The sequence below is a fragment of the Micromonospora kangleipakensis genome (assembly GCF_004217615.1).
In the GTDB taxonomy this organism is placed as follows: Bacteria; Actinomycetota; Actinomycetes; order Mycobacteriales; family Micromonosporaceae; genus Micromonospora; species Micromonospora kangleipakensis.
This window is the reverse complement of the sequence record NZ_SHLD01000001.1, coordinates 3,222,624-3,247,029: the sequence shown is the minus strand read 5'-3', so window position 1 is coordinate 3,247,029 and position 24,406 is coordinate 3,222,624. Positions and strand designations below refer to the sequence as shown.

The 24,406-nt window shown below is 73.7% G+C and carries 26 protein-coding genes; 12 read left to right on the top strand and 14 right to left on the bottom strand.

What is annotated here, in order from left to right:
- Window positions 1–110 precede the first annotated feature (110 nt).
- Window positions 111–938, bottom strand: a complete 828-nt coding sequence (locus tag EV384_RS15550; protein ID WP_242624080.1) for an MFS transporter — start codon at window positions 936–938, stop codon at window positions 111–113.
- A gap of 203 nt (window positions 939–1,141) precedes the next feature.
- Between EV384_RS15550 and EV384_RS15545 the strand changes: the two genes are divergently transcribed.
- A complete protein-coding gene (locus EV384_RS15545) occupies window positions 1,142–1,303 on the top strand; it encodes a hypothetical protein (RefSeq protein ID WP_242624079.1) in 162 nt (53 codons plus the stop codon).
- Here EV384_RS15545 and EV384_RS15540 read toward each other — a convergent pair.
- Window positions 1,300–1,749, bottom strand: a complete 450-nt coding sequence (locus EV384_RS15540) for a hypothetical protein (RefSeq protein WP_130334091.1) — start codon at window positions 1,747–1,749, stop codon at window positions 1,300–1,302. The two genes, EV384_RS15545 and EV384_RS15540, sit on opposite strands and share 4 nt — an antisense overlap.
- A gap of 165 nt (window positions 1,750–1,914) precedes the next feature.
- On the opposite strand from EV384_RS15540, the gene EV384_RS15535 reads away from it, so the two are divergent.
- A complete protein-coding gene (locus EV384_RS15535; protein WP_130334089.1) occupies window positions 1,915–2,277 on the top strand; it encodes a DUF6401 family natural product biosynthesis protein in 363 nt (120 codons plus the stop codon).
- A gap of 57 nt (window positions 2,278–2,334) precedes the next feature.
- On the opposite strand, the gene EV384_RS15530 is transcribed toward EV384_RS15535, so the two are convergent.
- Complete coding sequence (locus EV384_RS15530) at window positions 2,335–3,183, bottom strand: mechanosensitive ion channel family protein (protein ID WP_130334087.1); 849 nt, start codon at window positions 3,181–3,183, stop codon at window positions 2,335–2,337.
- 200 nt (window positions 3,184–3,383) lie between these two features.
- Here EV384_RS15530 and EV384_RS15525 point away from each other — a divergent pair, with 200 nt between their 5' ends.
- The 3 genes from EV384_RS15525 to EV384_RS15515 all read left to right on the top strand — a co-directional run bounded on the left by EV384_RS15525 (window position 3,384) and on the right by EV384_RS15515 (window position 7,688).
- Window positions 3,384–5,522: a SpoIIE family protein phosphatase gene (locus EV384_RS15525; protein ID WP_130334085.1), complete on the top strand. Its 2,139-nt coding sequence runs from the start codon at window positions 3,384–3,386 to the stop codon at window positions 5,520–5,522.
- 44 nt (window positions 5,523–5,566) lie between these two features.
- Window positions 5,567–6,244 carry an HAD family hydrolase gene (locus tag EV384_RS15520; RefSeq protein ID WP_130334083.1) on the top strand — a complete coding sequence of 226 codons (678 nt, stop codon included), beginning with the start codon at window positions 5,567–5,569 and terminating at the stop codon, window positions 6,242–6,244.
- 148 nt (window positions 6,245–6,392) lie between these two features.
- Window positions 6,393–7,688, top strand: coding sequence for a cation:proton antiporter (locus EV384_RS15515; RefSeq protein ID WP_130334081.1), 1,296 nt, complete (start codon window positions 6,393–6,395; stop codon window positions 7,686–7,688).
- Window positions 7,689–7,751: 63 nt separating this feature from the next.
- Here EV384_RS15515 and EV384_RS15510 read toward each other — a convergent pair whose 3' ends face one another.
- The 4 genes from EV384_RS15510 to EV384_RS15490 all read right to left on the bottom strand — a co-directional run bounded on the left by EV384_RS15510 (window position 7,752) and on the right by EV384_RS15490 (window position 12,057).
- A complete protein-coding gene (locus EV384_RS15510) occupies window positions 7,752–8,687 on the bottom strand; it encodes an NAD(P)/FAD-dependent oxidoreductase (RefSeq protein ID WP_130340599.1) in 936 nt (311 codons plus the stop codon).
- A 172-nt stretch (window positions 8,688–8,859) separates the two neighbouring features.
- Window positions 8,860–9,360 carry a metallophosphoesterase family protein gene (locus EV384_RS15500; protein WP_130334079.1) on the bottom strand — a complete coding sequence of 167 codons (501 nt, stop codon included), beginning with the start codon at window positions 9,358–9,360 and terminating at the stop codon, window positions 8,860–8,862.
- A gap of 73 nt (window positions 9,361–9,433) precedes the next feature.
- Window positions 9,434–10,213 carry an SDR family oxidoreductase gene (locus EV384_RS15495; protein ID WP_130334077.1) on the bottom strand — a complete coding sequence of 260 codons (780 nt, stop codon included), beginning with the start codon at window positions 10,211–10,213 and terminating at the stop codon, window positions 9,434–9,436.
- A gap of 11 nt (window positions 10,214–10,224) precedes the next feature.
- Entirely contained in the window at window positions 10,225–12,057 is a 1,833-nt protein-coding gene (locus tag EV384_RS15490; protein WP_207232334.1) for a glycoside hydrolase family 15 protein, read from the bottom strand.
- 166 nt (window positions 12,058–12,223) lie between these two features.
- On the opposite strand from EV384_RS15490, the gene EV384_RS15485 reads away from it, so the two are divergent.
- Complete coding sequence (locus tag EV384_RS15485; protein ID WP_130334073.1) at window positions 12,224–12,811, top strand: general stress protein; 588 nt, start codon at window positions 12,224–12,226, stop codon at window positions 12,809–12,811.
- 39 nt (window positions 12,812–12,850) lie between these two features.
- Here EV384_RS15485 and EV384_RS15480 read toward each other — a convergent pair whose 3' ends face one another.
- Together EV384_RS15480 and EV384_RS15475 are read right to left on the bottom strand one after the other, a co-directional pair.
- Entirely contained in the window at window positions 12,851–13,438 is a 588-nt protein-coding gene (locus tag EV384_RS15480; RefSeq protein ID WP_130334071.1) for a DUF1684 domain-containing protein, read from the bottom strand.
- A gap of 25 nt (window positions 13,439–13,463) precedes the next feature.
- Window positions 13,464–13,994, bottom strand: a complete 531-nt coding sequence (locus EV384_RS15475; protein WP_130334069.1) for a GNAT family N-acetyltransferase — start codon at window positions 13,992–13,994, stop codon at window positions 13,464–13,466.
- 160 nt (window positions 13,995–14,154) lie between these two features.
- Here EV384_RS15475 and EV384_RS15470 point away from each other — a divergent pair, with 160 nt between their 5' ends.
- The 3 genes from EV384_RS15470 (at window position 14,155) to EV384_RS15460 (ending at window position 17,556) form a co-directional block, all read left to right on the top strand.
- The gene (locus tag EV384_RS15470; protein ID WP_130334067.1) at window positions 14,155–14,637 is read left to right on the top strand and encodes a MarR family winged helix-turn-helix transcriptional regulator; all 483 of its coding nucleotides are present in this window, start codon (window positions 14,155–14,157) and stop codon (window positions 14,635–14,637) included.
- A 10-nt stretch (window positions 14,638–14,647) separates the two neighbouring features.
- The gene (locus EV384_RS15465; RefSeq protein WP_130334065.1) at window positions 14,648–15,634 is read left to right on the top strand and encodes a pirin family protein; all 987 of its coding nucleotides are present in this window, start codon (window positions 14,648–14,650) and stop codon (window positions 15,632–15,634) included.
- A gap of 332 nt (window positions 15,635–15,966) precedes the next feature.
- Window positions 15,967–17,556, top strand: coding sequence for a phospholipase D family protein (locus EV384_RS15460; protein ID WP_130340597.1), 1,590 nt, complete (start codon window positions 15,967–15,969; stop codon window positions 17,554–17,556).
- Here EV384_RS15460 and EV384_RS15455 read toward each other — a convergent pair.
- Window positions 17,505–18,248 (bottom strand): hypothetical protein, encoded by a 744-nt coding sequence (locus tag EV384_RS15455; RefSeq protein WP_130334063.1) that lies wholly within the window; start codon window positions 18,246–18,248, stop codon window positions 17,505–17,507. The genes EV384_RS15460 and EV384_RS15455 overlap by 52 nt on opposite strands.
- 374 nt (window positions 18,249–18,622) lie before the next feature.
- Here EV384_RS15455 and EV384_RS15450 point away from each other — a divergent pair, with 374 nt between their 5' ends.
- Window positions 18,623–19,447, top strand: coding sequence for a SigB/SigF/SigG family RNA polymerase sigma factor (locus EV384_RS15450; RefSeq protein WP_130334061.1), 825 nt, complete (start codon window positions 18,623–18,625; stop codon window positions 19,445–19,447).
- A gap of 91 nt (window positions 19,448–19,538) precedes the next feature.
- On the opposite strand, the gene EV384_RS15445 is transcribed toward EV384_RS15450, so the two are convergent.
- The 4 genes from EV384_RS15445 to EV384_RS15430 form a co-directional block, all read right to left on the bottom strand.
- On the bottom strand, window positions 19,539–20,270 hold the full coding sequence (locus tag EV384_RS15445; protein ID WP_130334059.1) for a class I SAM-dependent methyltransferase: 732 nt from the start codon (window positions 20,268–20,270) through the stop codon (window positions 19,539–19,541).
- Between the two features lie 97 nt (window positions 20,271–20,367).
- The gene (locus tag EV384_RS15440; protein WP_130334057.1) at window positions 20,368–20,958 is read right to left on the bottom strand and encodes a GNAT family N-acetyltransferase; all 591 of its coding nucleotides are present in this window, start codon (window positions 20,956–20,958) and stop codon (window positions 20,368–20,370) included.
- On the bottom strand, window positions 20,955–22,496 hold the full coding sequence (locus EV384_RS15435) for an APC family permease (RefSeq protein WP_130334055.1): 1,542 nt from the start codon (window positions 22,494–22,496) through the stop codon (window positions 20,955–20,957). Before EV384_RS15435 ends, EV384_RS15440 begins: the two co-directional genes overlap by 4 nt.
- A gap of 43 nt (window positions 22,497–22,539) precedes the next feature.
- Window positions 22,540–23,166: a GOLPH3/VPS74 family protein gene (locus EV384_RS15430; protein WP_130334053.1), complete on the bottom strand. Its 627-nt coding sequence runs from the start codon at window positions 23,164–23,166 to the stop codon at window positions 22,540–22,542.
- A gap of 138 nt (window positions 23,167–23,304) precedes the next feature.
- Between EV384_RS15430 and EV384_RS15425 the strand changes: the two genes are divergently transcribed.
- Together EV384_RS15425 and EV384_RS15420 are read left to right on the top strand one after the other, a co-directional pair.
- Window positions 23,305–24,147: a helix-turn-helix domain-containing protein gene (locus EV384_RS15425; RefSeq protein WP_130334051.1), complete on the top strand. Its 843-nt coding sequence runs from the start codon at window positions 23,305–23,307 to the stop codon at window positions 24,145–24,147.
- 40 nt (window positions 24,148–24,187) lie between these two features.
- Window positions 24,188–24,388: a DUF397 domain-containing protein gene (locus EV384_RS15420; RefSeq protein ID WP_130334049.1), complete on the top strand. Its 201-nt coding sequence runs from the start codon at window positions 24,188–24,190 to the stop codon at window positions 24,386–24,388.
- Window positions 24,389–24,406 lie beyond the last annotated feature (18 nt).

Sequence of the window (24,406 nt, the reverse complement as noted above, 5' to 3'; positions counted from 1 at the left end):
CGGAAGCCCGCGCGTGACCCTCGGGGCCACGGCCGGGCGCACGGCGGCGTCCTGAGCCGCCGTCAGGGCAGCCGGAACGAACCTACGAACCTGCGTGCCGGGAGCCCCGGTCAGGGCCGCCGGGACGCGGCGGCGTGCAGGGCGATCAGGGCCGCCGCGAGCACGACCAGCGCCGGCCCGAGCGCCTGCACCGACGTACGCCCGAGCAGCACCCCGATCCCGGCCGGCACCAGCGCGCCGCCCAGGCCGGCGGCGCCGATCTGCAGGCCGATGACCCGGTCCGCGTGCGCCCCGCCGACCCGCTCGGCGGTGGTGAGGGTCAGCAGCGGGAAGGCCGGCGCCGCGGCGAAGCCGACCACCAGCAGCCCGGCCAACGTTACCCAGGCCGGCGCGGGGAGGGCGATCAGCGCCGCCCCGGCGGCCATGCCGAGCAGGCTCTCCCGCAGCACCCGCGCGCTGCCCAGCCGCTCGGCGACCACCCCCTGCACCACCCGACCGACGAAGAGGCTGCCCCAGTAGCCGGAGACGCAGATCCCGGCGACCGCGGCGGGCAGCCCGCGCCCCTCGGTGAGCAGCAGGAACGCCCAGAGCCCGGCGGCCACCTCGATGGCCACGTAGACCGCGAAGGCGACCGCGCCGAAGTCCGGGCCGGGGAGCACCGCCGGGGCGATCGGGTCGGGCGGCATGGTGCCGGCGCCGGCCGGGGCCCGCTCCCGCCAGGCGCGCACGGTGAGCGCGAACGCGGCGGCCAGGACGAGCTGGGCGGTCGCGACCATGCCGTACCCCCAGCGCCAGGCCAGGCCGGCGCTGAGCGCACCGGTCATGATCAGCGGGCCGATCGCGACGCCGAGGCCGAAGAAGGCGTGACGAAGGCGAGGTAGGCCAGCACGAGCAGGGACGCCCGGGGCGGGGCAGGGGTGCGCGACACGGTGGGTCATCCTGCCGCACCCCGGCCGGACGGTTGACGCCGACCGGCGACTCCCCCGAAACGACAAAAACTGACGTCCGGACGGCTGAGAATCCGGACAGGTCATCCAGAATCGGCCGAACGGGTGACGGCAATGCCGGGGTGCCGCGCAAGACTTTCGGGATGCAACAGGGCTCCGGCTTCCTCACGTCACGTCAGCGTCGCCTGGCTTGGTTGGGCTTCTTGCTCGCCGCCGTCCAGGCGCCCGTCGCCGCGAAACTCGTCGCCGACGACTCCTGGCTGTTCAGCCTCTGCGTCGCGCTGATGGTGGCCACAGTGATCATCGCGGACGACGCCTCCCGGCCCCGTCCGGCGGGCGCCCCCTCCTCGGACTAGCCGTCCGCGCCGGGGCGCGCCTCGTGCCCCGGCCGCCCCCGGGTGCGGCGGCGCTCCTTCATCTCCGCCTCGTACAGGTGTCGTCGGCCGTGGACCAGCTCGTCGCGGGCCTGGCGGTCCAGCTCCCGGAACAGGGCGTAGTAGCCGTCGTCGAAGTCCTCGACGATCTGGAAGGTCCAGCGTCCGGCGATCACGTTCCGGCCGAGCAGGTCCCGGCCGATCCGGTCGGCGATGTCGCCGTGCCCGGCGGACCGGAACAGCTCCACCGCGTCGTCGAGCATCAGGTCGGCATGGCCGATGAGCTGGTGCAGCGAGTAGAGGTGGCCCCGGGCCCGCTCGACGGCCTCCAGGGCCTCGCTGAGCTTGCCCAGGGCCTCCACTGTGCCGTCGCTCACGCCGGCCGGGCGCCGGTGCCGCTCGTCGGGTCCGTCCGCGTGCTGTCCCATTCCGTTCCTCCGCGAGGTCGCCTGCGCCGGTTCGCGCGGTTTCCCTCCTGCCCGGTCCCGGCCGGATCAATCCCACCGGAGGAGGCCGCACACCGCCCCGGCCGATCGGCACTCATCCGGTCGGCCGAGGTCGACCCGGTCAGGGCGTGATTAGCCTCGGTTTCCATGCGTGTGCCGAACAACCGGGTCGCGACCCCCTCCGCCGCCGGCGCCGCGCGGTCCGCCCTCACCGCGCTCACCGCCTCCGTCGGCACCGCCGGGCTGGCCGCCGCCGCCGCCCGCCCCGGGCTGCTCGCCCTGGTCGACCAGCACGCCGCCGCCGTCCGCGACAGCCTCGACGGCGACCGCCGGCGGCTCACGGTCGCCGCGCTCGCCGGGTACGCCGAGGGCGTCCGCGCCGCCGCGATCGAGCACGGCTGGCAGCCGTCCGCCGAACCGACCGACTGGTCGGCGCCGGACTGGCTGCACACCCGGCTGCTGGCGGTCTGCGCCCTGGCCCGCGGGCTGGACCCGCGACACCTGGCCTGACCCGAGGCGAGGGTGCCCGCGATCGCCCCGCGGACACCCTCCCTGCCACCGGTCGGCTCAGCCGCCCGGCCGGCGGAACTGCTGGGTCTCGTCGCCCCGGGCGCCGGACATCGACTCCTGGCCGCGGGACATCACCTGGGTACGCTCCGCGGCGCTCCGGTCGGCCATCTGCCGCTCGTAGTCGCTGCGCCCGGCACCCTGCGCCTGGCGCTGCTCCCGGATCGCGTGGGACTCCTCCGCGGCCCGGTCCAGCCAGCCGTCCCAGCGGCTCTGCATCGGCTTCACCAGACCACCGCCGACGCCGACGATCAGGATGCCGGCCACCGTGCCGAGCACCGCGATCAGCACCGGAGTGGTCACCGTGGTGGCGATACCCACCTGGTTGAGCGCGGCGATCACGCCGAGCGCCAGGATGAAGATCGCCGCCAGGTCGGCGAGGATCTTGCCGTACGAGAGCCCGCCCAGCGCGCCGGTGATCAGGTCCCGGACCGCGTTGGCGATGGCGGCGGCGATCACCACGATGACGATCGCCACGAAGGCTCGCGGCAGCCAGGCGACCACGCCCCGGATCAGGTCGCTGATGGCGTTCGGTCCCCACACCCCGAAGGCGAACTGCAGGGTGAACAGCAGGACGGCGTAGTAGGCCAGTTTGGCCAGGATGTCACTCGCGTCGTACTTGGTTCTCTCGAGCGCCCGTTTGACGCCGCCCCGTTCGACCCAGCGGTCGAAACCCACCCGTTCCAGTGCCGCGTCCACGATCTTGAGGACGGCTCGGGCGATGAGCCAACCCACCACGAGGATCACGATGAACGCGATGGCCCTCGGGATGAAGAGCAGCACCGACCTCCACATGTCGGCCAGGGCGTCACCGATGTCGGCCTGCCCGGCCGCGAGGGTTTTCGGCATGATGTCCCTCCTGTCGCGTGAACTGCGACGCCCGCATACCCGGTCGTCACCGGGGCACGCCGTGCCACCGGCCGGGATTTCCCCGACATCCCTGTCGGAACCGGCCCTGACCTGCCGAAACGGCCCGACCGACCGACACCGGGGGCGCCGCCCCGCGCATGATCGGAACGTCCGCGTCACGCTCCGGATAGGCTGCGGTCATGCCAGGCACGGTCAGGCGGATCCCCACGCCATCAGCCCCGGTCCCCGGAGCTCCTGGGGACCCGGGCGCCAGCAGCTCCGGCGCGGCGGCCGCCGTGCTCGCCCATCCGTGGGCCGGCACGTCGCTCGGCGCGCCCGAGCGGTGGGACCCGGCGGTACGCGCCGTGGTCGATCTGGTCCTCGCCTCGCCCGTCCCGATGGCCCTGCTCCACGGCGACGACCTGGTGCTGCTCTACAACGACGGGTACGCCGAGCTGATCGGCGCCCGGCACCCGGCGGCGCTCGGCCGGCCGGCCGCGGAGGTCTTCGCGGACGTCTGGCACGAGCCGGGCGCCGGGGAGGTGCTCGAACGCGCGTACCGGTACGGCGAGTCCTTCCTCGAGCGGGAGGCGGTGCTGCCGGCCGACCGGCATCTGGTCGGCGGCGGCGAGCCGGCGGTCTTCACCCAGGGCCACTCCCCGGTGCGCGACAGCACCGGCCGGATCATCGGCGTGCTCACCGTCGCGGCGCAGACCACCCAGCTCACCCAGCAGCTGCAGAGCCTGAGCGACTTCGCCGCCGCCCTGTCCGGCACCCTCACCCTCGATGACGTCGCCCGCGTCACCCTCCGGTACGCCATCAACTCGTTCGACGCCGACCGGGTCGCCTTCGCCGTCGATGAGGGCGGCAGCTGGCGGATGGTCCGGCGGATCCGGGGCGAGCTGCTCGACGAGGCCGACGAGCGGCTGCCGCCGCTGTGGCGGCGCGCCCCGGCCGACTCGCCCGGCCCGGTCGCGGTGACCGCCCGCAGCGGGGTGCCCTTCTACGTCAGCGACGGCCAGCCGCTGCGGGAGACCGCGGTCGACCGGCACGACCAGAAGATCCGGGCGCTGGCCGCCCTGCCGCTGCGCTCCTCGGTGGTCCGGGGCGCGCTGGCGGTCGGCTACCAGACCCCGCACATCTGGTCCGCGGCGGAGCGGGCGCTGCTCGTCGCCTCGGCCGAGCTGGTCGGTCAGGCGGCCGAGCGGGCGCGCCGGTTCGAGACCCAGCACGGCACCGCCCAGCTGCTGCAGCGCAGCATGCTCCCGGAGCAGCTGCCCGACCTGCCCCGGCTGCGCATAGCCGCCCGGTACGCCCCAGGGGTCGACGGCAACGCCGCCGGCGGCGACTTCTACGACGCCTTCGTGCTGCCCACCGGCGCGCTGGGCGTGGTCCTCGGCGACGTGGCCGGCCACGACGTGCAGGCGGCGGCGCGGATGGGGCAGGTGCGGGCGGCCCTGCGGGCGCTCGCCCTCAGCGATCCCCGCCCTGACGCGGTGCTCGGCGGGCTGGACCGGCTGGTCTCCAGCCTGGGCGCCGAGGCCGGGACGCAGGAGCTCTTCGTGACCGTGGTCTTCGGGGTCGTCGAGGCGGACCGGGAGCGGATCACGCTGGCCAGCGCGGGCCATCCCGCACCGCTGATCCGGCGTTGCTCGGAGACGGACGAACCCGTCGCCGAGTACGTCGACGTGCCGCCCGGCGCCCCGCTGGGCCTCGGCTGCCAGCCCCGTACGGTCACCGTGCCGTTCCGCCCCGGCGACACCCTGCTGCTGTTCAGCGACGGCGTGATCGAGCGGCGCTGGCAGGACCTGACCGCCGGGCTGGCCGGGCTGGCCGGGGCGGTGACCGCCGCCAGCAGCGGCGACCCCCGGGCGCTCTGCGCGGTGGCCACCGGCGCCGTGCCGGGGTCCACCGAGGACGACGTCGCGGTGCTGGCGGTGGAGCACGCGGTCAAGCCGAGCCGGTCGGCCAGCATGGAGGTGCCGGCCGAGCCGACCGCGCCGAGCCGGGTGCGGCACTGGATGACCGCCCAGCTCACCGAGTGGCGGGTGCCGGAGGCCGTGATCGGCGCGGCGGTGCTCTGCACCAGCGAGCTGACCACCAACGCGTTGCTGCACGCCGGCACCGCCGCCCGGGTGGAGATCGACCTGAGTGCCGAGCGGCTGCTGGTGTCGGTCGCCGACTCGGGCACCCGCGGCACGGTGACCCGGGCGCAGACCGACACGCTGAGCAGCCGGGGGCGCGGTCTGGGCCTGATCGAGGAGCTGAGCGACGCCTGGGGCACCGACCCGACGGTGCGCGGCTCGACGGTCTGGTTCGAGATCCTCATCCCCTCCTGACGGGTCGCGCGTCAGCGCGAGCCCGGCCGGGTAGAAGGGGAGGCATGCCTACCGACAACCGCTGCGGCGTCCTCCTCGACGTGGACGGCACCCTCGTCGACACCACCTACCTGCACACCGTGAGCTGGTGGGAGGCGCTGCGCCAGGCCGATCACCGGGTCCCCATGGCGCTGATCCACCGGTCGATCGGCATGGGCTCCGACAAGCTCCTCGACCACCTGCTCGGTCCGGAGCGCGACCGGGGCGACGACGGCAAGCTGCGGGACGCCCACGACAGCTTCTTCGGCGAGTACTGGGAGCGGCTCGCCCCGCTGCCCGGGGCCGCCGCCCTGCTCCGGGCCTGCGCCGCCCGGGGGCTGCGGGTGGTGCTGGCGACGTCGGCGGCCGAACACGAGGTGGCCGCGCTGCGGGCCGCGCTGGACGCCGATGACGCCATCGACACGGTGACCTGCTCCGCGGACGCGCAGGAGAGCAAGCCGGCGCCGGATATCCTGGTCGCCGCGCTGGAGCAGTCCGGGCTCACGGCGGAGCGGGTGGTCTTCGTCGGCGACTCGGTCTGGGACGTCGCGGCGGCCGGCAAGCTGAACATCCCCTGCATCGGCCTGACCTGCGGCGGCACCAGCCGGGGCGAGCTGGCTGGCGCGGGCGCGGTGGCCGTCTACGACGATCCGGCCGCGCTCCTCGACGGCCTTGCCGACAGCGCCATCGCCGCCCTGGTCTGACCCGCCGACGCCGTCGCGCGTCCTCCGTGGGGCGAGGTCCGGGTGACGGGTCCCACCGGGACAAGCCGGACACCGAGGCTTAGGGGTCGAAAGTACGGGGCACTGGTCACCACCTGCCCGCACCGCGGGCGGCGGGAAGGGTGGTGCGGTGGAACCGGTGGACGTGGCGTTGGCGCTGGTGGGTGTGGGCGCGCTGCTGGCAGGGATCCTGCCGCGCGTGCTGGAGCGGCGCCCGCTCTCCATGCCGATCGCCTTCCTCGGCCTGGGCATGCTGGTCTTCCTGCTCCCGACCGGGTTGCCCACGCCGGACCCGCTGCGCTGGCCGGAACTCACCACGCATCTCACCGAGATCGGGGTGATCGTGGCGCTGATGGGCGCCGGCCTGAAGATCGACCGGCCGCTGAGCTGGGCCCGCTGGTCGTCGACCTGGCGGCTGCTGGCCATCGCGATGCCGCTCTGCATCGCGGCGGTGGCGCTGCTGGGCTGGTGGTGGGCCGGCCTGGTGCCGGCGGCGGCGCTGCTGCTGGGCGCGGCGCTCGCCCCCACCGACCCGGTGCTCGCCGCCGACGTGCAGGTGGGTGAGCCGACCGACGTGGAGGACTCCGAGGACGAGGTGCGCTTCGCGCTGACCTCGGAGGCGGGGCTGAACGACGGCCTGGCCTTCCCGTTCGTGTACGCGGCCATCGCGATCGCCACCACCAGCCTCGCCCCGACGGACTGGCTGGCGCACTGGTTCACCGTTGACGTGCTCTACAAGCTCGCCGTCGGCGTGGGTGGTGGCCTGCTCGTCGGCTGGCTGCTCGGCAAGCTCTTCTTCCGGGCCCCGAGCGAGCTGCGGCTGGCCCGGCACGCCGAGGGCTTCCTCGCGCTGGCCGCCACCTTCCTGGCGTACGGGCTGGTGGAGGTGGTCGGCGGGTACGGCTTCCTGGCGGTCTTCGTGGCCGCCCGGGCGATCCGGGCCGCAGAACGGACCCACGAGTTCCACTCGGTGCTGCACGACTTCGCCGAGCAGATCGAGCGGCTGCTCACCGTCATGCTGCTGCTGCTCTTCGGCGGCGCGGTGATCGGCGGTCTGCTCGCCCCGCTGACCTGGCCGGCGGCGCTGGTCGGGCTGGCGCTGGTCTTCGTGGTCCGGCCGCTGGCCGGCTGGCTGTCGCTGCGCGGGGCGCCGGGCCGGCCGGCCGAGCACTGGGTGATCTCGCTCTTCGGCATCCGGGGGGTCGGCTCGTTCTACTACCTGGCGTACGCCACCAGCAAGACGGACTTCCCGCAGGCCGAGCTGATCTGGGCCACGGTCGGCCTGGTGGTGATCGTCTCGGTGGTGGTGCACGGGATCGCGGCCACCCCGGTCATGCAGCTGCTCGACCGGGCGGGCGAGCGGACGCGGGAGGACTCGGAGCGGGGGCGCACGGAGGAGCCGGCCCTGGGCGGCGCCCGGAGCTGACCGGGGCGGCCGAGGGCCGGAGCCGGTCAGCCGTGCGGCGCGAGGCGGCCGACCGGCGGAGGGTCAGCGCAGCCGGTCGACCAGTGCCCGGCCGAGGTCCCGGCCGGAGAGCCAGGCGCTCTGCACCCGGGGCTTGCCGAACGCGTCGCCGGCGATGCCGATCCCGTCGTCGTCGAGGTGGTACGTCCCGTTCGCGGCGGTGGCGGGCTTCGCGTACGTCCAGCCGTGCACGTGCACCAGCCCGGCCGGTTCCGGGAGGCCGAGCAGGTCCCGGACCGCCAGCTCGATGGCGGGGCCGGCGGCGGTGGGCTGCAACAGGTGGCCCGAGGCGAACTCGGGGGTGGTGTGGGCGACCAGCACCGGCGCGCCGTCGCCCCGCCGGTCCCCGTCGTCGCAGATCAGGCTGAGCACGGGATGCCCGTTGACGAAGGCGCCCCGGAGGTCGGACCAGTGGCGCGCCGGGAAGCGCAGCATCGCGCTCAGTGCCGGGGACCAGCGCTGGCCGGTGACCGCGCGGGTCGCCGCGCCGAGCGCGGGATCGAGCAGCAGGGCCGCCTGGGGACCCGGCATGGCCAGCGCGACCGCCGCGCAGTCCTGGCCGTCGACCCGCGGCCCCGGCTCGACCGTCAGCACCAACCGGTCGTGGACCACGGGCAGGTCCCGGGCGAGGTGCTCGACGAGCGAGCGCAGCCCGCGCGGGGCGGACCAGCGCGTCGGGCCCGTCAGCTCCCGCCGGCCCTCGGGCCCGTAAGCGACCAGGGTGTCGGTCCACTCCCGGGCCAGCCCGGCAGCCCGCCACCCCTCGGCCACCTCGGCGAACTCTGGGTGGTCGACGGTGAAGTAGGCGGCGCCGAGGTCGGCGGGGCGGCCGTCGAAGCGCTTGCTGGCCATCCGACCGCCGGTCACCCGGGCCCGCTCCCGGACCTGCACCGGGATGCCGGCCCGGACCAGCTCGGCGGCGCACGCCACCCCGGCGATGCCCGCGCCGACCACCACCACACCGGCCCGGCCCACCGTCATCCGCTGATCGTATGCGGGTCCGCGTGCGGCGGCATGAAGGGCGCGGACCCGGGGTACTGGCACAGGTGTTCGAGGACGGAGGGCCTGACCAAGGCGGAGGCGTCCCGCCGGATCGACGAGCTCCAGGCGGAGACCGGGCGCGGGCAGTGAGTCAGCGCGGGGGCAGGCGGTGCAGCTCGACCTGGTCGAGCCGTCCCGCCACCACCCACGCGGAGAGCCAGGTCGCGTACGGCTGAGCCCGCCGGTCGGTGGGCGAACCGGGGTTGAGCAGCCGCAGCCCGCCCGGGGCGACGCTGTCCCACGGGATGTGGGAGTGCCCGAAGACCAGCAGGTCGCAGTCGGGGAAGCGGGCCGCGCAGCGCTCCTCCCGCCGGGTCTTCGGGCCGGTCTCGTGCACCACCGCCACCCGCAGCCCGTCGAGCTCCACCCGGGCCACCTCGGGCAGCCGGGCCCGCAGCTCCGGGCCGTCGTTGTTGCCGTGCACGCCGACCAGCCGGCGGGCCCGCGCCGCCAGCGCGTCCAGCAGCGACACGTCCACCCAGTCCCCCGCGTGCAGCACCACGTCGGCGGCGTCGATCGCGGCCCAGAGCGGCGGCGGCAGGTCCTGCGCCCGCTTCGGTACGTGGGTGTCGGCCGTGATCACCAGCTGCATCCCCCGATCCTCCCCGCCTCCGCCCGACCTGTCGCGTGGCGGGCGGGCTGGGGCCGCGGTCGCCTGACCGGGCTCAGGGGCCCTGGCCCTGGTTCTGCATCAGGCCGCCGTCCATGAAGTACGTCGACCCGGTCACGTACTCGGCGTCGTCGCTGGCCAGGAAGACGGCCAGCTTGGCGATCTCCTGCGGCTGCGCGGCCCGCTTCCAGGGGATGCTCTGCACCTGCTCCTCCAGGTACTGCGGGTCGTCGATGGCCCGCTGGTTGAACGGGGTGAGCACCATGCCGGGACCGATGTTGTTGACGTTCATGTGCATCGGCGCCACCTCCAGCGCCAGGCTCTTGGCCAGTTCCAGCATGCCGCCCTTGCTGGCGTCGTAGTCGGCGCCGCCGGCCCGGGCCACCTCCTGGTGGATGGAGGTGATGTTGATGATCTTCCCCTGGCCGCCCTGGTTGCGCCGATGCTGCACGAACCGGCGGCAGCAGAAGAACATCCCGTAAAGGTTGGTGCGGATGCACCGGTCCCACGTCTCGGTGTCCAGGTCCGCCACGGGAATGCCGGAGGCGTCGACACCCGCGTCGTTCATCAGCACGTCCAGGGTGTCGAACTCGGCGAGCGCCTCGTCGAACATCGCCTCGACCTGGTGCTCGACGCTGATGTCGCCCTGCACCACCACGGCCCGGCGGCCCGCCTTCTCGATCTCGGCCCTGGTGTGGTTCGCCCCGGCGTGGTCGTGCAGGTAGTGCACCACCACGTCGGCACCCTCGCGGCCGAACTCGATGGCGGTGGCCTGGCCGATGCCCGAGTCCGAGCCGGTGATCAGGGCGGTCTTGCCCGCCAGTCGTCCGGTCATCTGCGTGCTCCCTACGTGATCACCGTGCCGGTCGGCACGGCCTCTCGCTCGGCAAAGCCGCCGAGCCGCTTGGCGGCCGCGGTGATCCAACCCGCGGCGTGGATCAGGCCGATGTGCGAGAAGGCCTGTGGAAAGTTGCCCAGCTGCTCGCCGGTGGCCTGGTCGATCTGCTCGGCGTAGAGCCCCAGGTCGTTGACCCGGGCGGCGAGCTGCTCGAAGAGCCGCCGCGCCCGGTCCAGCTCGCCGGCCGCGGCGAGGCAGCAGACCAGCCAGAACGAGCAGATCACGAAGCCCGCGGGGTCGTCGTCCCAGCGCCGCAGCAGGCCGTCCCGGCAGAGCCGGCGCTCGACCACGTCCATCGTGGATCGCATCCGGGGGTCGTCCGCCGGCACGAAGCCGACCAGCGGCATGATCAGCACCGAGGCGTCGAGGTTGTCCGAGTCGAAGGCCCCGGTGTACGCGCCGAGTCGCTCGTTCCAGCCGCGGGTCAGCACCGTCTCCCGGATCTCGTCCCGGGCCGCCGCCCAGCGGGCAACGTCGGCCGGCTCGCCGAGCCGGGTTCCGAAGCGCACCGCCCGGTCCAGCGCGGTCCAGCACAGCACCTTGGACGACACGTAGTGCCGCTCGGCGTCACGCGCCTCCCACATCCCGGCGTCCGGCCGGCGCCAGTCGACCACCGCCCGGTCGGCCAGGGCATGCAGGAACTGGCGCACGTCGGGCGACATCGGGTCCAGGTAGTGCCGCATCAGCCAGGCGGCGTCGAGGACCTCGCCGAGCACGTCGGTCTGCCGCTGCCGCCACGCGTCGTTGCCGATGAAGACCGGTCGACTGTCGGCGTACCCGGACAGGTGGTCCAACCGGTGTTCGGTGAGGTCCCGCTCCCCGTGCACGCCGTACATGATCGGCACCGGCTCGTCGCCGATCCGGCCCATGGCCCGGGACACCCAGGCGAACTGCCGGTTCGCCTCGTCCGGGCAGGCGGCCAGCCAGAGCGCCTGGAGGGTGAGGCTGAAGTCGCGTACCCAGACGAAGCGGTAGTCGTAGTTGCGGTCGCCGCCCAACTCCTCCGGGAGCGAGGTGGTGGCCGCCGCGACCACGGCGCCGCTGGGCTGGTAGGTCATGCCCTGCACCACGATCGCGCTGCGCCACACCTGGTCCCGGTACTCGCCCCGGTACTGGTCACGATGCAGGTCGGCCCAGGACCGCCACCCGGCGACCGCGTCGGCCACCACCCGGTCGGCATCCGGCACGGCCGGCGGACGCCCCCCGTAGGTGTCGGCGTGGCCGAGAGTGAAGTGGTGGCGGGTGCCGGCGCGGGCGGTGAACCGCCCGGTGGCCTCGCCGTCGCCGAGGTCCAGCGGAACGTTGGCGCGCAGGCTCAACCGGCAGGTGCCGGCGGTGGCGTCGAACTGCCCGTCGGATTCGGTGAGGTACGCGGAGACCCGCCCATACTCGAAGCGGGGCTGGTACTGCACTCGCATCGGGACCTCGCCGGTCAGTCCCTCGACCAGGCGGGCGAGAACGCGGGGTGAGCGCCGGCCGATCTCGTGGCCCTGCGCGCCGGGCTCCAGCGCCAAGGCGTCGGTCACCGCCACCGAACCGGTCCGGGTGGTGAAGACGGTACGCAGCACCAGCGTGTCGTCCAGATAGGACCGTTCGCTGGTGAAATCCTCCTCCGGGCGGATTGTCCAGTGCCCCGCCCGGTCGTCGAGCAGCCGGCCGAATACGGAGGGCCCGTCGAAGCGCGGCGGGCACCACCAGTTCACCGAACCGGCCAGGTCGACCAGCGCCGCACTGCAGCCGTCCGCCAGAAAGCCGTGCTCCCCTATCCGCCCGCTGTCCACGCCGGTGTCTACCCGGGTGCACCGGCGGCATTCCGCGCGCCGGCATTCGACCTGCGCCGAGCGCATGTCCCAACGGGCCGGCACCGTCCGGCGGGCATCCGACGCCGGCGGTGCGTTACCGCCCGACGGCGGTGGGAACCCGGGCGGTTGACGAAGGAGGATGCTCATGACCAGACCCTCGACTCCGACCGCGGCCTGGCAACCCGGGATGCCGGGCGGCGACAACCTCCCGTCCGGTCCGGCCGGCCGGCCGGCGGCGCCCGGTGGGGACGGACACGGTCCGCAGACCGGCCCGCCGACCGTGACGATCGGCTCGTACCCGGACTATCCGTCCGCCCAGCGCGTGGTGGACTACCTGGCCGACAACGGGTTCCCGGTGGAACGCAGCGCGATCGTCGGCACGAACCTGACCCTGGTGGAGACGGTGATGGGCCGGATGACCACGGGCCGGGCCGCCCTGGTGGGCGCCGGCACCGGCGCCTGGTTCGGGCTCTTCATCGGGTTGCTGTTCGGCATCTTCACCGCCGGCAACTGGGTGGCGGTGATCCTGGTCGGGCTGGTGATCGGCGCGATCTGGGGTGCCGTCTTCGGCGCGGTGGCGCACGCCATGACCGGCGGGCAGCGCGACTTCACCTCGGCCAGTTCCCTGCGCGCGGGCCAGTACGCGGTGACCGTGGAGGCCGACGTGGCCGAGCAGGCACGGCAACTGCTGGGTCGGATGCACCTGACCCCGACGGGCGCGACCGCCCGTTGACCGCTCCGACCGACGGCCCGGCGCGCCTGCGCCGGGGCGTCAGTCGTGGTACGCCAGCTCCCCGGCGCGGATCGGCACGTCCACCCGGTTCTCCGGCGGGGCGAGCGGGCAGGCCCACCGGTCGTCGTACGCGCAGCTGGGGTTGTAGAGGTAGTTGGCGTCGAGCCGGACCCGCTCGCCCGGCAGCACGGTCAGTCCCCGACCGAAGGTGCCCTTGACGGTGTCGGTCAGGTACCGGCCGCCGCCGTACGCCTCCGTGCCGCAGGTCCCGTCGCGCAGCGGCACGAACAGCCCACCGCCGTACGCCTCGATCCACCAGAGGGTCAGCGGCCCCCACGGGGTCTCCGCGATCGCGACCCGCCGGTACCGCACCACCCCGTCCGGCCCGCCGGTGTCGATGCTCTCGGTGCCCGAGGCGGGGCGCAGCGGCGCCTCCACCACCGCGTCCGGGTTCGGCGGGTGGTAGCGCAGCCCGGTGAAGCCGGGCCGGTCCTCGACCGGCAGCGGGCTCTGCGGGTGGCTGCGGAACAGCTCGTCCCGTTCCGCCCGGAAGCCGGCCAGGTCGCGGTCGGAGAGGTGGAGCCGGGCGATCCGCTCCCGCCAGTCGAGCAGTTCGAGATCGTCCATGACCCGAGCCTAGCCTTCGGCGCGGTCAGCTGTCGGTGGCCAGCCGGGCGTGCAGGTGCTCGTCGTAGCGCCGACCGTCGCCGTAGCGGTAGGACTCCCGCAGGGTGCCCTCGGCCGGGTAGCCGGCCCGCTCGGCGACCCGGCAGGAGGCCGGGTTGGCGACCGCGTGGCACAGCTCGATCCGGTGCAGCCGGAGCTGGGCGAAAGCCCAGGTGGTGAGCGCGGTGACGGCTGCGGAGGCGACGCCCCGGCCGCGGGCCCCGGCGACGGTCCAGTACCCGATCGAGGCGTCGCCGGCGTGGATCCGGTGCAGCGACACCGAGCCGAGCAGTGGCCCGCCCTCCGGCCCGGCCACCGCCAGGGAGACGTGGTCGCCGGCAGACCAGTCGGCGCGTCGGCGGACCCACTCGCGTGCCCCGGGCAGGTCGGTGCCGCCGGGCGACGGGTTCCACTGGGCGACGGCCGGCTCGCGCAGCGCGGCGAGGACGGCCGGAACGTCCTCCTCCCGCCAGGGGCGCAGCAGGAGGCCGGGGGCGGTCAGCTCGACATGGTCCACGGCCGGGAGTCTCCCACGGCCCGCGAAGCGGGTGCTCCCGGTTCTCCCCTGGCCAGCCCCTTCAAATTGCAATCACCCCCGTTCAGCGCGCTGCACCCGCGCCTGGTAACAGCGATCGGAGGTACTTGTTTAAATTTGAAATAGTGCTACTCTCGTGCCGGTGACCGAGAGCCTGAACCCTGAGCGGATGGCGGCCTGGCGCGCCTACATCGAGGCGAGCCAGCGGTTGTTCACCCAGCTCGAGGAGGACCTGCGCGCGGACAGCGAGCTGAGCTTCGCCGACTACCACGTGCTGGTCCTGCTCTCCGAGGCGCCGGGGCAGCGACTGCGGATGGGCGAGCTGGCGAGCCTGCTGGTCTTCTCGCCCAGCCGGCTGACGTACCAGATCTCGTCGATGCAGAAGCGCGGTCTGGTCGCCAAGGAGTCCTGCCCGGAGGACCGGCGGGGCAGCGAGGCGGTGCTCACCGCCACCGGCCTGCTCGTCCTCCGCGACGCCGCGCCGCACCACCTGGCGTCGGTGCGCACCCACCTCATGGACGACCTCGACGACGCCGAGGTCGCCTGCCTCACCCGGGTCTTCGAGCGGCTCGGTCGGCGCCTGCGCGCCGCCCGCGACGCGTCGTCCACCCCGGCCGACAACTAAGGAGCCCGCGATGCCCGCCATCACCGTCGACGACGTCCTCGTCCTGCCCCGCCTGCCGCGGCTCGACGAGTCCACCACCTTCCGGCCGGTCCGCCGGCTCACCACCGCGCCGAGCGGCTTCGAGGGTGAGGGCTTCCCGGTCCGCCGGGCCTTCGCCGGGGTGCCGCTGACCGAGCTGGACCCGTTCATCCACCTCGACCAGATGGGCGAGGTGGACTACGCGCCGGGCGAGCCGAAGGGCACCCCGTGGCACCCGCACCGCGGCTTCGAGACGGTGACCTACATGATCGACGGGATCATGGACCACCAGGACTCGCAGGGTGGCGGCGGCACCATCACCGACGGCGACACCCAGTGGATGACGGCCGGCAGCGGCCTGCTGCACATCGAGGCGCCGCCGGAGCACCTGGTGACCAGCGGCGGCCTCTTCCACGGCCTCCAGCTCTGGGTCAACCTGCCCCGGGTGGCCAAGATGAACCCGCCGCGCTACCAGGACATCCGCGGCAAGGAGTCGGCGCTGCTCACCACCCCGGACGGCGGCGCGCTGATCCGGGTGATCGCCGGCGAGGTCGCCGGGCACCGCGGGCCGGGCTCCACCCACACCCCGATCACCATCACCCACGTGACGGTGCAGCCGGGGGCGGCGCTGAGCCTGCCCTGGCGGTCCGACTTCAACGCGCTGGTCTACGTGCTGGCCGGCCGTGGCACGGTGGGCACCGACCGGCGGCCGATCCACACCGGACAGCTCGCGGTGCACGGCCCGGGCGACGCGCTGCGGGTGACCGCGGACGCGAAGCAGGACGGCAACACCCCGGCCCTGGAGCTCTACATCATGGGCGGCCAGCCGATCGGGGAGCCGGTGGCGCACTACGGGCCGTTCGTGATGAACACCCGGGACGAGCTGGTGCAGGCCTTCGAGGACTTCCAGGCCGGCAAGCTCGGCGTGATCCCCGCGAAGCGCCTGCCGCACACCGGCGGCCAGGGCCCGCGTCCCTGATCGACCCGTACGAGATGGGCGTCCCGGTTCCTCCGGGGCGCCCATCGGCGGTTCCGGGGGCATCCCCCGGCGGTCAGGACACGGCGAAGATGCCGGCCACCCCGAGGATCACCATGAGCAGGACCGCCACCACCGCGCCGCGTTCGCTCTCGACCGCAGGCTCGCGGTACTCGGTCACGGCGTTCGTCATCTCGGCGGGCATGCTGGGGCCTCCTGGATTGTCGCTTCTGAGGGATGCGGCGGCCACCACGAGGGCTCCGACCTGCGGTCGGCGTGCGTACCCGCCGTGGGGGTCCTACCGTGAGGACGTGGTCGACCTCGGGAGGCTGGACGTGGCGATGCAGGACTGGTTCCTCACCGCGCAGGAACGTGCCAACCCGGGGTCTGAATTACCCGCCTGGACGACGGGAAACCTCGCCGAGCCGTTGATTCACGGCGCGACGTACTTCGACCGCCTGGTCAGCGAGGTGGAGGCGCTGAAGGCCGGCGACCATCTCTTCTTCACCGACTGGCGGGGCGACCCGGATCAGCGGATGCGCCCGGACGGCCCGACCGTGGTGCAACTCTTCGCGCGGGCCGCCCAGCGCGGCGTGGTGGTCAAGGGGCTGATCTGGCGGTCCCACCTCGACGTGCTCTCCTACAGCGAGGCGGAGAACCGCGACCTCAGCGAGGCGGTCTGCGCGGCCGGCGGCGAGGTGCTGCTGGACCAGCGGGTCCGGCGCGGCGGCTCGCACCACCAGAAGCTCGTGGTGCTGCGCCACCCCGACGCCCCGGAGCGGGACGTCGCCTTCGCCGGCGGCATCGACCTCTGCCACAGCCGGCGGGACGACGCCGAGCACCGGGGTGACCCGCAGCCCGTCGGCATGTCCCCGAAGTACGGCGACCACCCGCCGTGGCACGACGTCCAGCTCGCGGTCCGCGGCCCGGTGGTCGGCGCGCTCGACACGACGTTCCGCGAGCGGTGGACCGATCCGATGCCGCTGGACTCGGAGAACCCGCTGGCCTACCTGCGGGACCGGCTGCGCGGCTCCGACCTGAGCCCCGACCCGCTGCCCGACCAGCCGGCCGATCCCCCGCCGTGCGGCCCGCACCGGATCCAGGTGCTGCGCACCTACCCGGCGGTACGACCCCGGTACTCGTTCGCCCCGGACGGCGAGCGGACGGTGGCCCGCGGCTACACCAAGGCGGTGCGCCGGGCCCGGCGACTGATCTACCTGGAGGACCAGTACCTCTGGTCGACCGAGGTGGCGGACCTCTTCGCGAACGCGCTGCGGGACCAGCCCGACCTGCACCTGGTCGCCGTCGTGCCGCGCCACCCGGACGTGGACGGCCGGCTCGCGCTGCCGCCGAACATGGTGGGCCGGGAGCAGGCGCTCTCGCTGTGCCAGAAGGCGGCACCGGACCGGGTGCACGTCTTCGACGTGGAGAACCACGAGGGCACCCCGGTCTACGTGCACGCCAAGGTCTGCGTGGTCGACGACGTCTGGGCCAGCGTCGGCAGCGACAACTTCAACCGCCGCTCCTGGACGCACGACAGCGAGCTCTCCTGTGCGGTGCTGGACGACACCCGGGACGAGCGGCCGCCCACGGACCCGGCCGGCCTCGGCGACGCCGCCCGGGTCTTCGCCCGGGACCTGCGGCTGCGGCTGTGGCGGGAGCACCTGGACCGGGACCCGGACGGTGGCGAGGACCACGATCTGCTGGATCCGGCCGCCGCCGTGGCGGCGATCACCGAGGCGGCGGACGCGCTGCAACGCTGGCACGACGGGGACCGAGTCGGTCCCCGCCCGCCGGGCCGGCTGCGCCCGCACCGGCCGGAGCGGCTGTCCTGGCACACCCGCTTCTGGGCGCTGCCCGCGTACCGGCTGGTCTACGACCCGGACGGCAGGCCGCTGCGGGCCCGGCGCGCCGGCACCTGGTAAGCCGGCTCGGCGGCCGGCGGCTCGTCGAGCGCGTTCGGCCCGGCCGGGTAGGCGAACGACACCCGTGGGGAGTAGAAGCCCCAGCAGATGGTGAGCGGGTTCGCCGGGCGTAGCGGGTAGACCGGGTGTTCGGGGGCGAGGAAGTCCACCCACTCGATCTCGAACGGGGTCACCGGCTCGGCCACGTACGGGTAGTCGGCGCTGGTCAGCTCCCCGTCCCGCCCGGTCAGGTACCGATGGTGGCCGCTGCGTACGAGGTGTCCGGTGTGGCCGACGCGGGCCACGGTCCGGATGATCGGCCGCCCGTCGGCGCGCGTCTCCGCCGTGAGCTGGTCGCCCCGCACGTCGATGGTGGTCTGCCCGGCCTGGGCCGGGGCGCCCCGGGCGGCGGCGTATCCGCGGACCCGGGCGCTGGAGGCGAAGTAGTGGGTCCACCACCCGCCGGGAATGTCGCCGTCCGGCGGGTCCATCCCCACCAGCGAGATCCCCAGGTAGGTCAGGGAGTAGGCCCCGAACCCGGAGGTCTGGCTCTCGTCGTCCACCACGTACTGGCACAGGAAGACCTGCCGGTCCGGGCGGGCCCGCAGCCCGGCCGGGAGGAACGCCGCGACCGCGTCGGGGTCCGCCGGCAGCCAGCTGAACAGCAGCACCCGGGCGTTGACGACGAGTTGCGGAGCGGCGGGATCCAGCACGGTGCCTCCGTAGACGTGTACACAGGGACGCTACGGGCGGTCCCGCGGACGGGACAACGACGGATAGCCGACAATGCGAACCGTTTGTCGGTTTCTTCGTTGACGGTCGGCGCGGGCCGGTGGGCCGAGCGGTCAGCCGCCCGGGGGCGTCCGGCGACGCCGGGTCGGGCGCGCGGTCCGGTAATCGTGATCACAAAGCCGGGGAGTTATGTCCGTTGCGGGGCCTTTATGGCACAAAATTACTTAAGTACATCGTACTTTCGGCTAGATTTCCCCGAGCCGATCAGGCTAAGGTGAGTCCCGAACGGCTCAATTGAAGCTAAACCAAAGCGTCACGTCTTTTATCCGCGGACGAGGTGCAGGGAGGACCACCCATGACCGCGCCAACGATCAGCGAGCAGGCGACCACACCGCCGTCCACCACTGAGAAGCTCGACCCGCGCGCCCTCACCGACAGCGCCGCGGATCTGCTCAACGCGATGGCCGCGCTGCCCGCCACCCACCCGTCGCGCGCCGCGATGCGGGACAAGGCGATCGAGGCCTGGCTGCCGCTCGCCAACCACCTCGCCCACCGTTACAGCGGTCGCGGCGAGCCCACGGACGACCTGGCGCAGACCGCCGCCGTCGGCCTGATCAAGGCGATCGACAAGTTCGACCCCTCCCGCGGCGTCGACTTCGCCGGTTACGCCATCCCGACCATCATCGGCGAGCTCAAGCGGCACTTCCGCGACCGCACCTGGGACATCCGGGTGCCGCGTCGCCTCCAGGAGCTGCGGCTGGCCATCTCCGACGCCAACAGCACGCTGCTGCAGACCCTCGGCCGCTCGCCGACGGTCACCGACATCGCCGCCCACCTCAAGCTGACCGAGGAAGAGGTCCTGGAGGGCCTGGAGGGTGCCCGCGCCTACAACGCGGTGTCGCTGTCCACCCCGACCGGCGACGGCGACCGGGCGACCGAGCTGGGCGACATGCTCGGCGGTGAGGACGGCGAGTTCGAGCTGGCCGAGCTGCGGGTCGCCCTGGGCCCGGCGCTCGCCACCCTCGACGAGCGCGAGCAGAAGATCCTCACGCTGCGCTTCTACGGCAACCTGACCCAGTCGCAGATCGCCGAGCAGATCGGCGTCTCGCAGATGCACGTGTCCCGGCTGCTGGCCCGGGCGCTGACGAAGCTGCGCGGGCAGCTCGACGGAACGTACTAGGGGGTGGCGACGTTGGCCGGGTCGGCGGACCCGGCCAACGTCGCGTCCACAGGCCCGGACGGCGGTTCGCCGGCCGGGCCTTTCCGTGCGCTCAGCGCAGCACCAGCAGGTCCATCGTGTCCACCACCGGCGCGTCCGGCGTCCGCCCCGCCGCCGCGCGCATCCGCCGCACGCCCCGCGCGTAGTCGGCGTCGTCGAGCAGCAGCAGCGGGGTGTGCGCCAACCGGCGCAGCCGGTCGGCGGCCTCCCGCAGCGACGCGGCGCTGACCTGCGGCACCGGCTCCAGCGCCACCGGCGCGAAGCCGACCCCCTCGAACGCCGCGCAGACCTCCGCCACCGAGGGGTAGCTCTCCACCACCCACAGCGCCTCCGGGAACCACCGGAACAGGCTGATCCCGCCGCCCCGACCGGCGAAGACCGAGCGGATCAGCACCGGCGCGCCGTGCCGCAGCGTCCGGCGCAGCTCGGCGGCGACCGCCGGCAGGTCCGGCAGGTGGTGGATCACCGTGGAGAGCCACGCGCCGTCCAGGCTGGCCGCCGCGAGCGGCAGGGCCTCCGCGCGGCCACCGACCATCTCCGGGTACCCGGAGCGGGCCCGCATGGCGGCCGACGGCTCGACCGCCACCACGTCGACGTCGTACCAGGCGTGGAAGGCGGTCGCCCAGGTGCCGGTGCCGGCCCCGAGGTCGAGCACCCGGGCGCCGGCGGTGGTCGGCAGGTGCCGCGCCACGGCCGCCCGCCAGCTCGCCAGGCCGTCGGGGGCCAGGTGCCGGGTGGCCGCGAAGGCGGCGGCGGTGCGATCGTCGTACACGATGCGGGCCATACCGTCAGCCAACGCGGCGCCGCGTACGCCGGTCAATATGAGAAGGCCGACAGCGACCCCCGGTCTCCAGTGGACACCGGGGGTCGCCGCGCGTCGGTCAGCCGCGCGGGTCGCGCCACATCGGGTGGAACGCCGACCCGTCGGGCAGCCGGAACGGCTCGGCGGCCCGGTAGCCGTGCCGGGCGTACAGGTCGCGGCTGCGCTCGCTGCTCGCCTCCAGGTACCCGCGCACGCCCTCGGCGTCGAGCACGGCGTGGTGGTGCCGCAGCAGCGCGCTGCCCAGCCCGCTCCCCTGCCGCTGCGGAGCCACCGCCAGGAACGCCAGGTGGTGGTGGTCGGCGTGCGGGTGGTTCGCCTCGAAGAGCTCGTCGAGGTGCTGGAACCGGGGCGTCCACTCGCCGCAGGCGGCGGCGAGGCGGGCGTCGTAGTCGGCCGGCGGCGGGGCCGGCTCGCCGGCCTGCGGGAACCAGACCGCGACCGCCGACCGGTCGGCGGTGCCGTGCACGATCCCGTGCCGCATCGCGTGGTCGACCAGGATCTCGAAGTTGTCGGCGAGCACCGCCTCCCGCTTCGCCTCGTCCGGCACCAGCCAGCGGGTGACGTCGAGGTGGTGGAACGCCCAGGCGATCCGCTCGGCGACCGCACGGGTCTCCGCCGGCCCCAGCCGCTCGATCGGCACCTCGGTCACCGGGCGGCCTCCGCGCCGGCGGGCGCCGGCTCGTCGGCGGGCGCCGGCTCGTCGGCGGCCGGCGGCACGTCGGCGACCGCGCTGTCCGCGCCGAGCCCGATCCGGGCGTACACGTCGGGCCGGCGGCCGCGCAGCACCAACCCCCAGAGCAGCCCGAGCAGCGCCGCGACCGGGTAGACCGCCGGGATCGCCCAGCGCAGCGGCGAGTCCGGGGCGACGCCGAGCAGGATCGCGAAGTTGTCCACCGCGACCACGATGATGGCGGTGAGGGCGATCGCGGCGAGGCCGGGGGCGATGGCCCGCCGCCACAGCGTCTCCGCCGTGCCCGTTCGGGCGAAGAAGGCGATCACCGCGACCGAGGTGGTGGCGATCAGCAGCAGCACACCGAACCCGCCGCCGGTGCCGCCCCAGAAGAACAGCTGCACCAGCGGGTCCCAGCCGGCGACCGCGTAGAGCACGATCACGACCAGCCCGAGGGCGCTCTGCGCCAGCGAGGCGACCCGCGGCGCGCCGGTGAGCGGCGAGGTCTGCCCGAACAGCGCCGGCAGCACCCGCTCCCGGCCGAGCGCGAAGGCGTACCGGGCGGTGGTGTTGTGGAACGAGATCATCGCCGCCAGCAGCGAGGTGAGGAAGAGCGCCTGGCCGATCGTCACGGCGGTGTCACCGAGGTGCGCGCCGGCGAGGCTGAAGATGAGCCCGGTGCTCTGCTCGCGGGACTCGTCGACGATCCGGTCCGGCCCGGTGGCGACGGTCATCGTCCAGGCCGAGAGGGCGTACAGCGTGGCGATGATGGCCACCGACAGGTACGTGGCCATCGGCACGGTCCGCCTCGGGTCCTTGCTCTCCTCGCTGAACACCACCGCGGACTCGAAGCCGGTGAAGCCGGTGGTGGCCAGCACCAGGATCGCGCCGACGCCCGGCACCAGCAGGTTGTCCGGCGACAGGGTGGCGAAGCTGACCGAGCCGCCGGCCGGGTGGGTGAGCTGCGCGAGGTCGAAGACGAGGATGACCAGGATCTCGGCGACCAGCAGCACGGCCAGCACCATGCCGTTGATGTCCACCCGGAGCATGCCCAGCACGGCGACCAGCGCCCAGGCGACCAGGGCCACCACCCACCAGGCGGGCGAGCCGCCGAAGAGCTGCTGGAGCACCGGCTCGGCCGCGGCGCCGATCGCGCCGTAGAGCCCCACCTGGAGCGCGTTGTACGCGATCAGCGCGATCCAGGCCGCGCCCACGCCGGCCGGCCGGCCGAGCCCGCGGGCGATGTACGCGTAGAAGGCGCCGGCGTTGGTCAGCCGGCGGGCCATCGCCACGTAGCCGACCGAGAAGAGCGCGAGCACCACCGCGACCACCAGGAACGCCAGCGGGATGCCGGTGACGCCGGTGACCGCGTACCCGGTGGTGACCACCCCGGCCACCACGGTCAGCGGGGCGGCGGCGGAGAGGACGAAGAAGATGACCGACGGAATGCCGAGCCGACCCCGGGCCAGGGCCTCGGAGACGTTGCTGGGACGGTCGACGGTGGCTGCAGGGGGCATGGGGGATGCTCCGGTTCGAGGGGAGGGATGAGGGGTTGGTGTGTCAGGGGGTGCCACGCAGCACCGCGGCCCCGACGGCGGCCTCGGTCTGCCCGACCAGTTCCTTCAGCGGCGCCGGCAGCGCCGGGACGAGCACGCCCAGCCGGTGGTGGGCCACCGGCCCGGCGCTCCAGAGCACCTCGCGGGTCAGCCCGGTGGCGGCGACCAGACCGAGCAGCAGAGCGTCCGGCACGGAGGGGGGTTCCGGGCGCTCCAGCAGGGTCCGCAGCCGGGTCGCCGGCCAGGCCGCGGTGTTGAGGTCGACCGGCACGTAGCTCAGGTTGGTCCGGAGCAGCCGGCGGCTCTCCTGCCGGCGGAGCACGCCGGCGCGGGCCAGCCGCTCGCCGACCGAGGTCACGGCGGTCTGCGCCAGGAAGCTGAGCCAGGTGCGGACCGCCTGGTGCCGGGGCTCCCCGAGCAGCTGGTCGAGCACGGTGTGCGCGAGCGCGTCGGCCGGCGGCCGGCGGTCCAGCACGGTGACCTGTCCACCGGAGACGGTGATCCGTCCGAAGAGGATGAGCTCGCCGAGCAGGCCGGCGGCGAGCCCCAACCCGGTCGCCGCGGGGTGCAGCTTGGCCTTGCCCCGGCTGTCGTTGTGGGCGATCAGGAAGAACTCATCAGCGATGAGCAAACGAGCCTCCTGGCTGTCCACAAACGGTCGACACCGGACAGAGGATGCACCTTGCACTCCTGCGATGCAACTCCCGAATTCAACGGTTGCACTCCGTACCGGCGCGACCTGCGGATCTTGTCGTGACAGACTCGGAGGGTGACCGTCAGCCCCACCGTTCGCCGCCGCCGCATCGCCCGGGAACTCCGCCAACTGCGCGAACACGCAGGGATGACCCTCGATGTGGCGGCCCGCCAGCTCGACATGTCCAAGAGCAACCTCTCCCGGATCGAGAACGCGCAGATCGGCATCAAGCCCCGGGACGTCCGCGCCGCGCTCGCGCTCTACCAGGTGACCGGCGCCGACGCCGAGGCGCTGATCGAGATCGCCCGGGGGGCGCAGCAGCGCGGCTGGTGGCAGAACTACAGCGACGTGCTGCCGGAGTGGTTCGAGTTCTACGTCGGGCTGGAGGCCGAGGCGGCCACCCTGCGGACGTACGAGGCCGAGTCGGTGCCGGGGCTGCTGCAGACCGAGGCGTACGCCCGGGAGATCTACCGGATCACCGCGGGCGAGGACGGCATCGAGCGCAAGGTCGCCGCCCGCCTGCACCGGCAGGACGTGCTGCACCGCGAGTCGCCGGTCCGGCTCTCCGTGGTGCTCAACGAGGCGGTGCTGCTGCGCGCCGTCGGCGGGCCGGCCGTGATGGCCGCTCAACTCAGCCACATGGCGAAACTCGCTCAGTTACCGAACGTAGCCATTCACGTACTTCCATTCAGTGCCGGCGGGCATCCGGCGATGAGTACCCCGTACGTCATCCTCGGCTTCGCCGACGCCGCCGACGCCACCGTGGTTTACCTGGACAACCTCACCATGGGGCTGGCTCTGGAGGACGCTGCGCAGGTGCACGGGTATAGCCTGCTGCATGAGGAGCTGTGCCGGATGGCACTGGATCCGGCGGCGTCCTTGACCCGGCTGGAGCAGACTTCTCGTAACTTTGCGTGACCGCTCGGCGGCACGCCGACGGAAGACGAGAGGTACGGGGATGACCGCGCTCGACCTGTCCGGGGCGGACTGGCGCACCAGCACGCGCAGCAGTGGCAACGGCAACTGCGTGGAGGTCGCCGCGGTGGACGGTCGGATCGCCGTGCGGGACAGCAAGGACCGCGGCGGCCCGGCGCTGGTCTTCCCGCCGACGGCCTGGGCGGCCTTCGTCACCGGCGTGGACGGGGTGCGCCCGGCCTGAGCACCGGGTGCGAGAGTG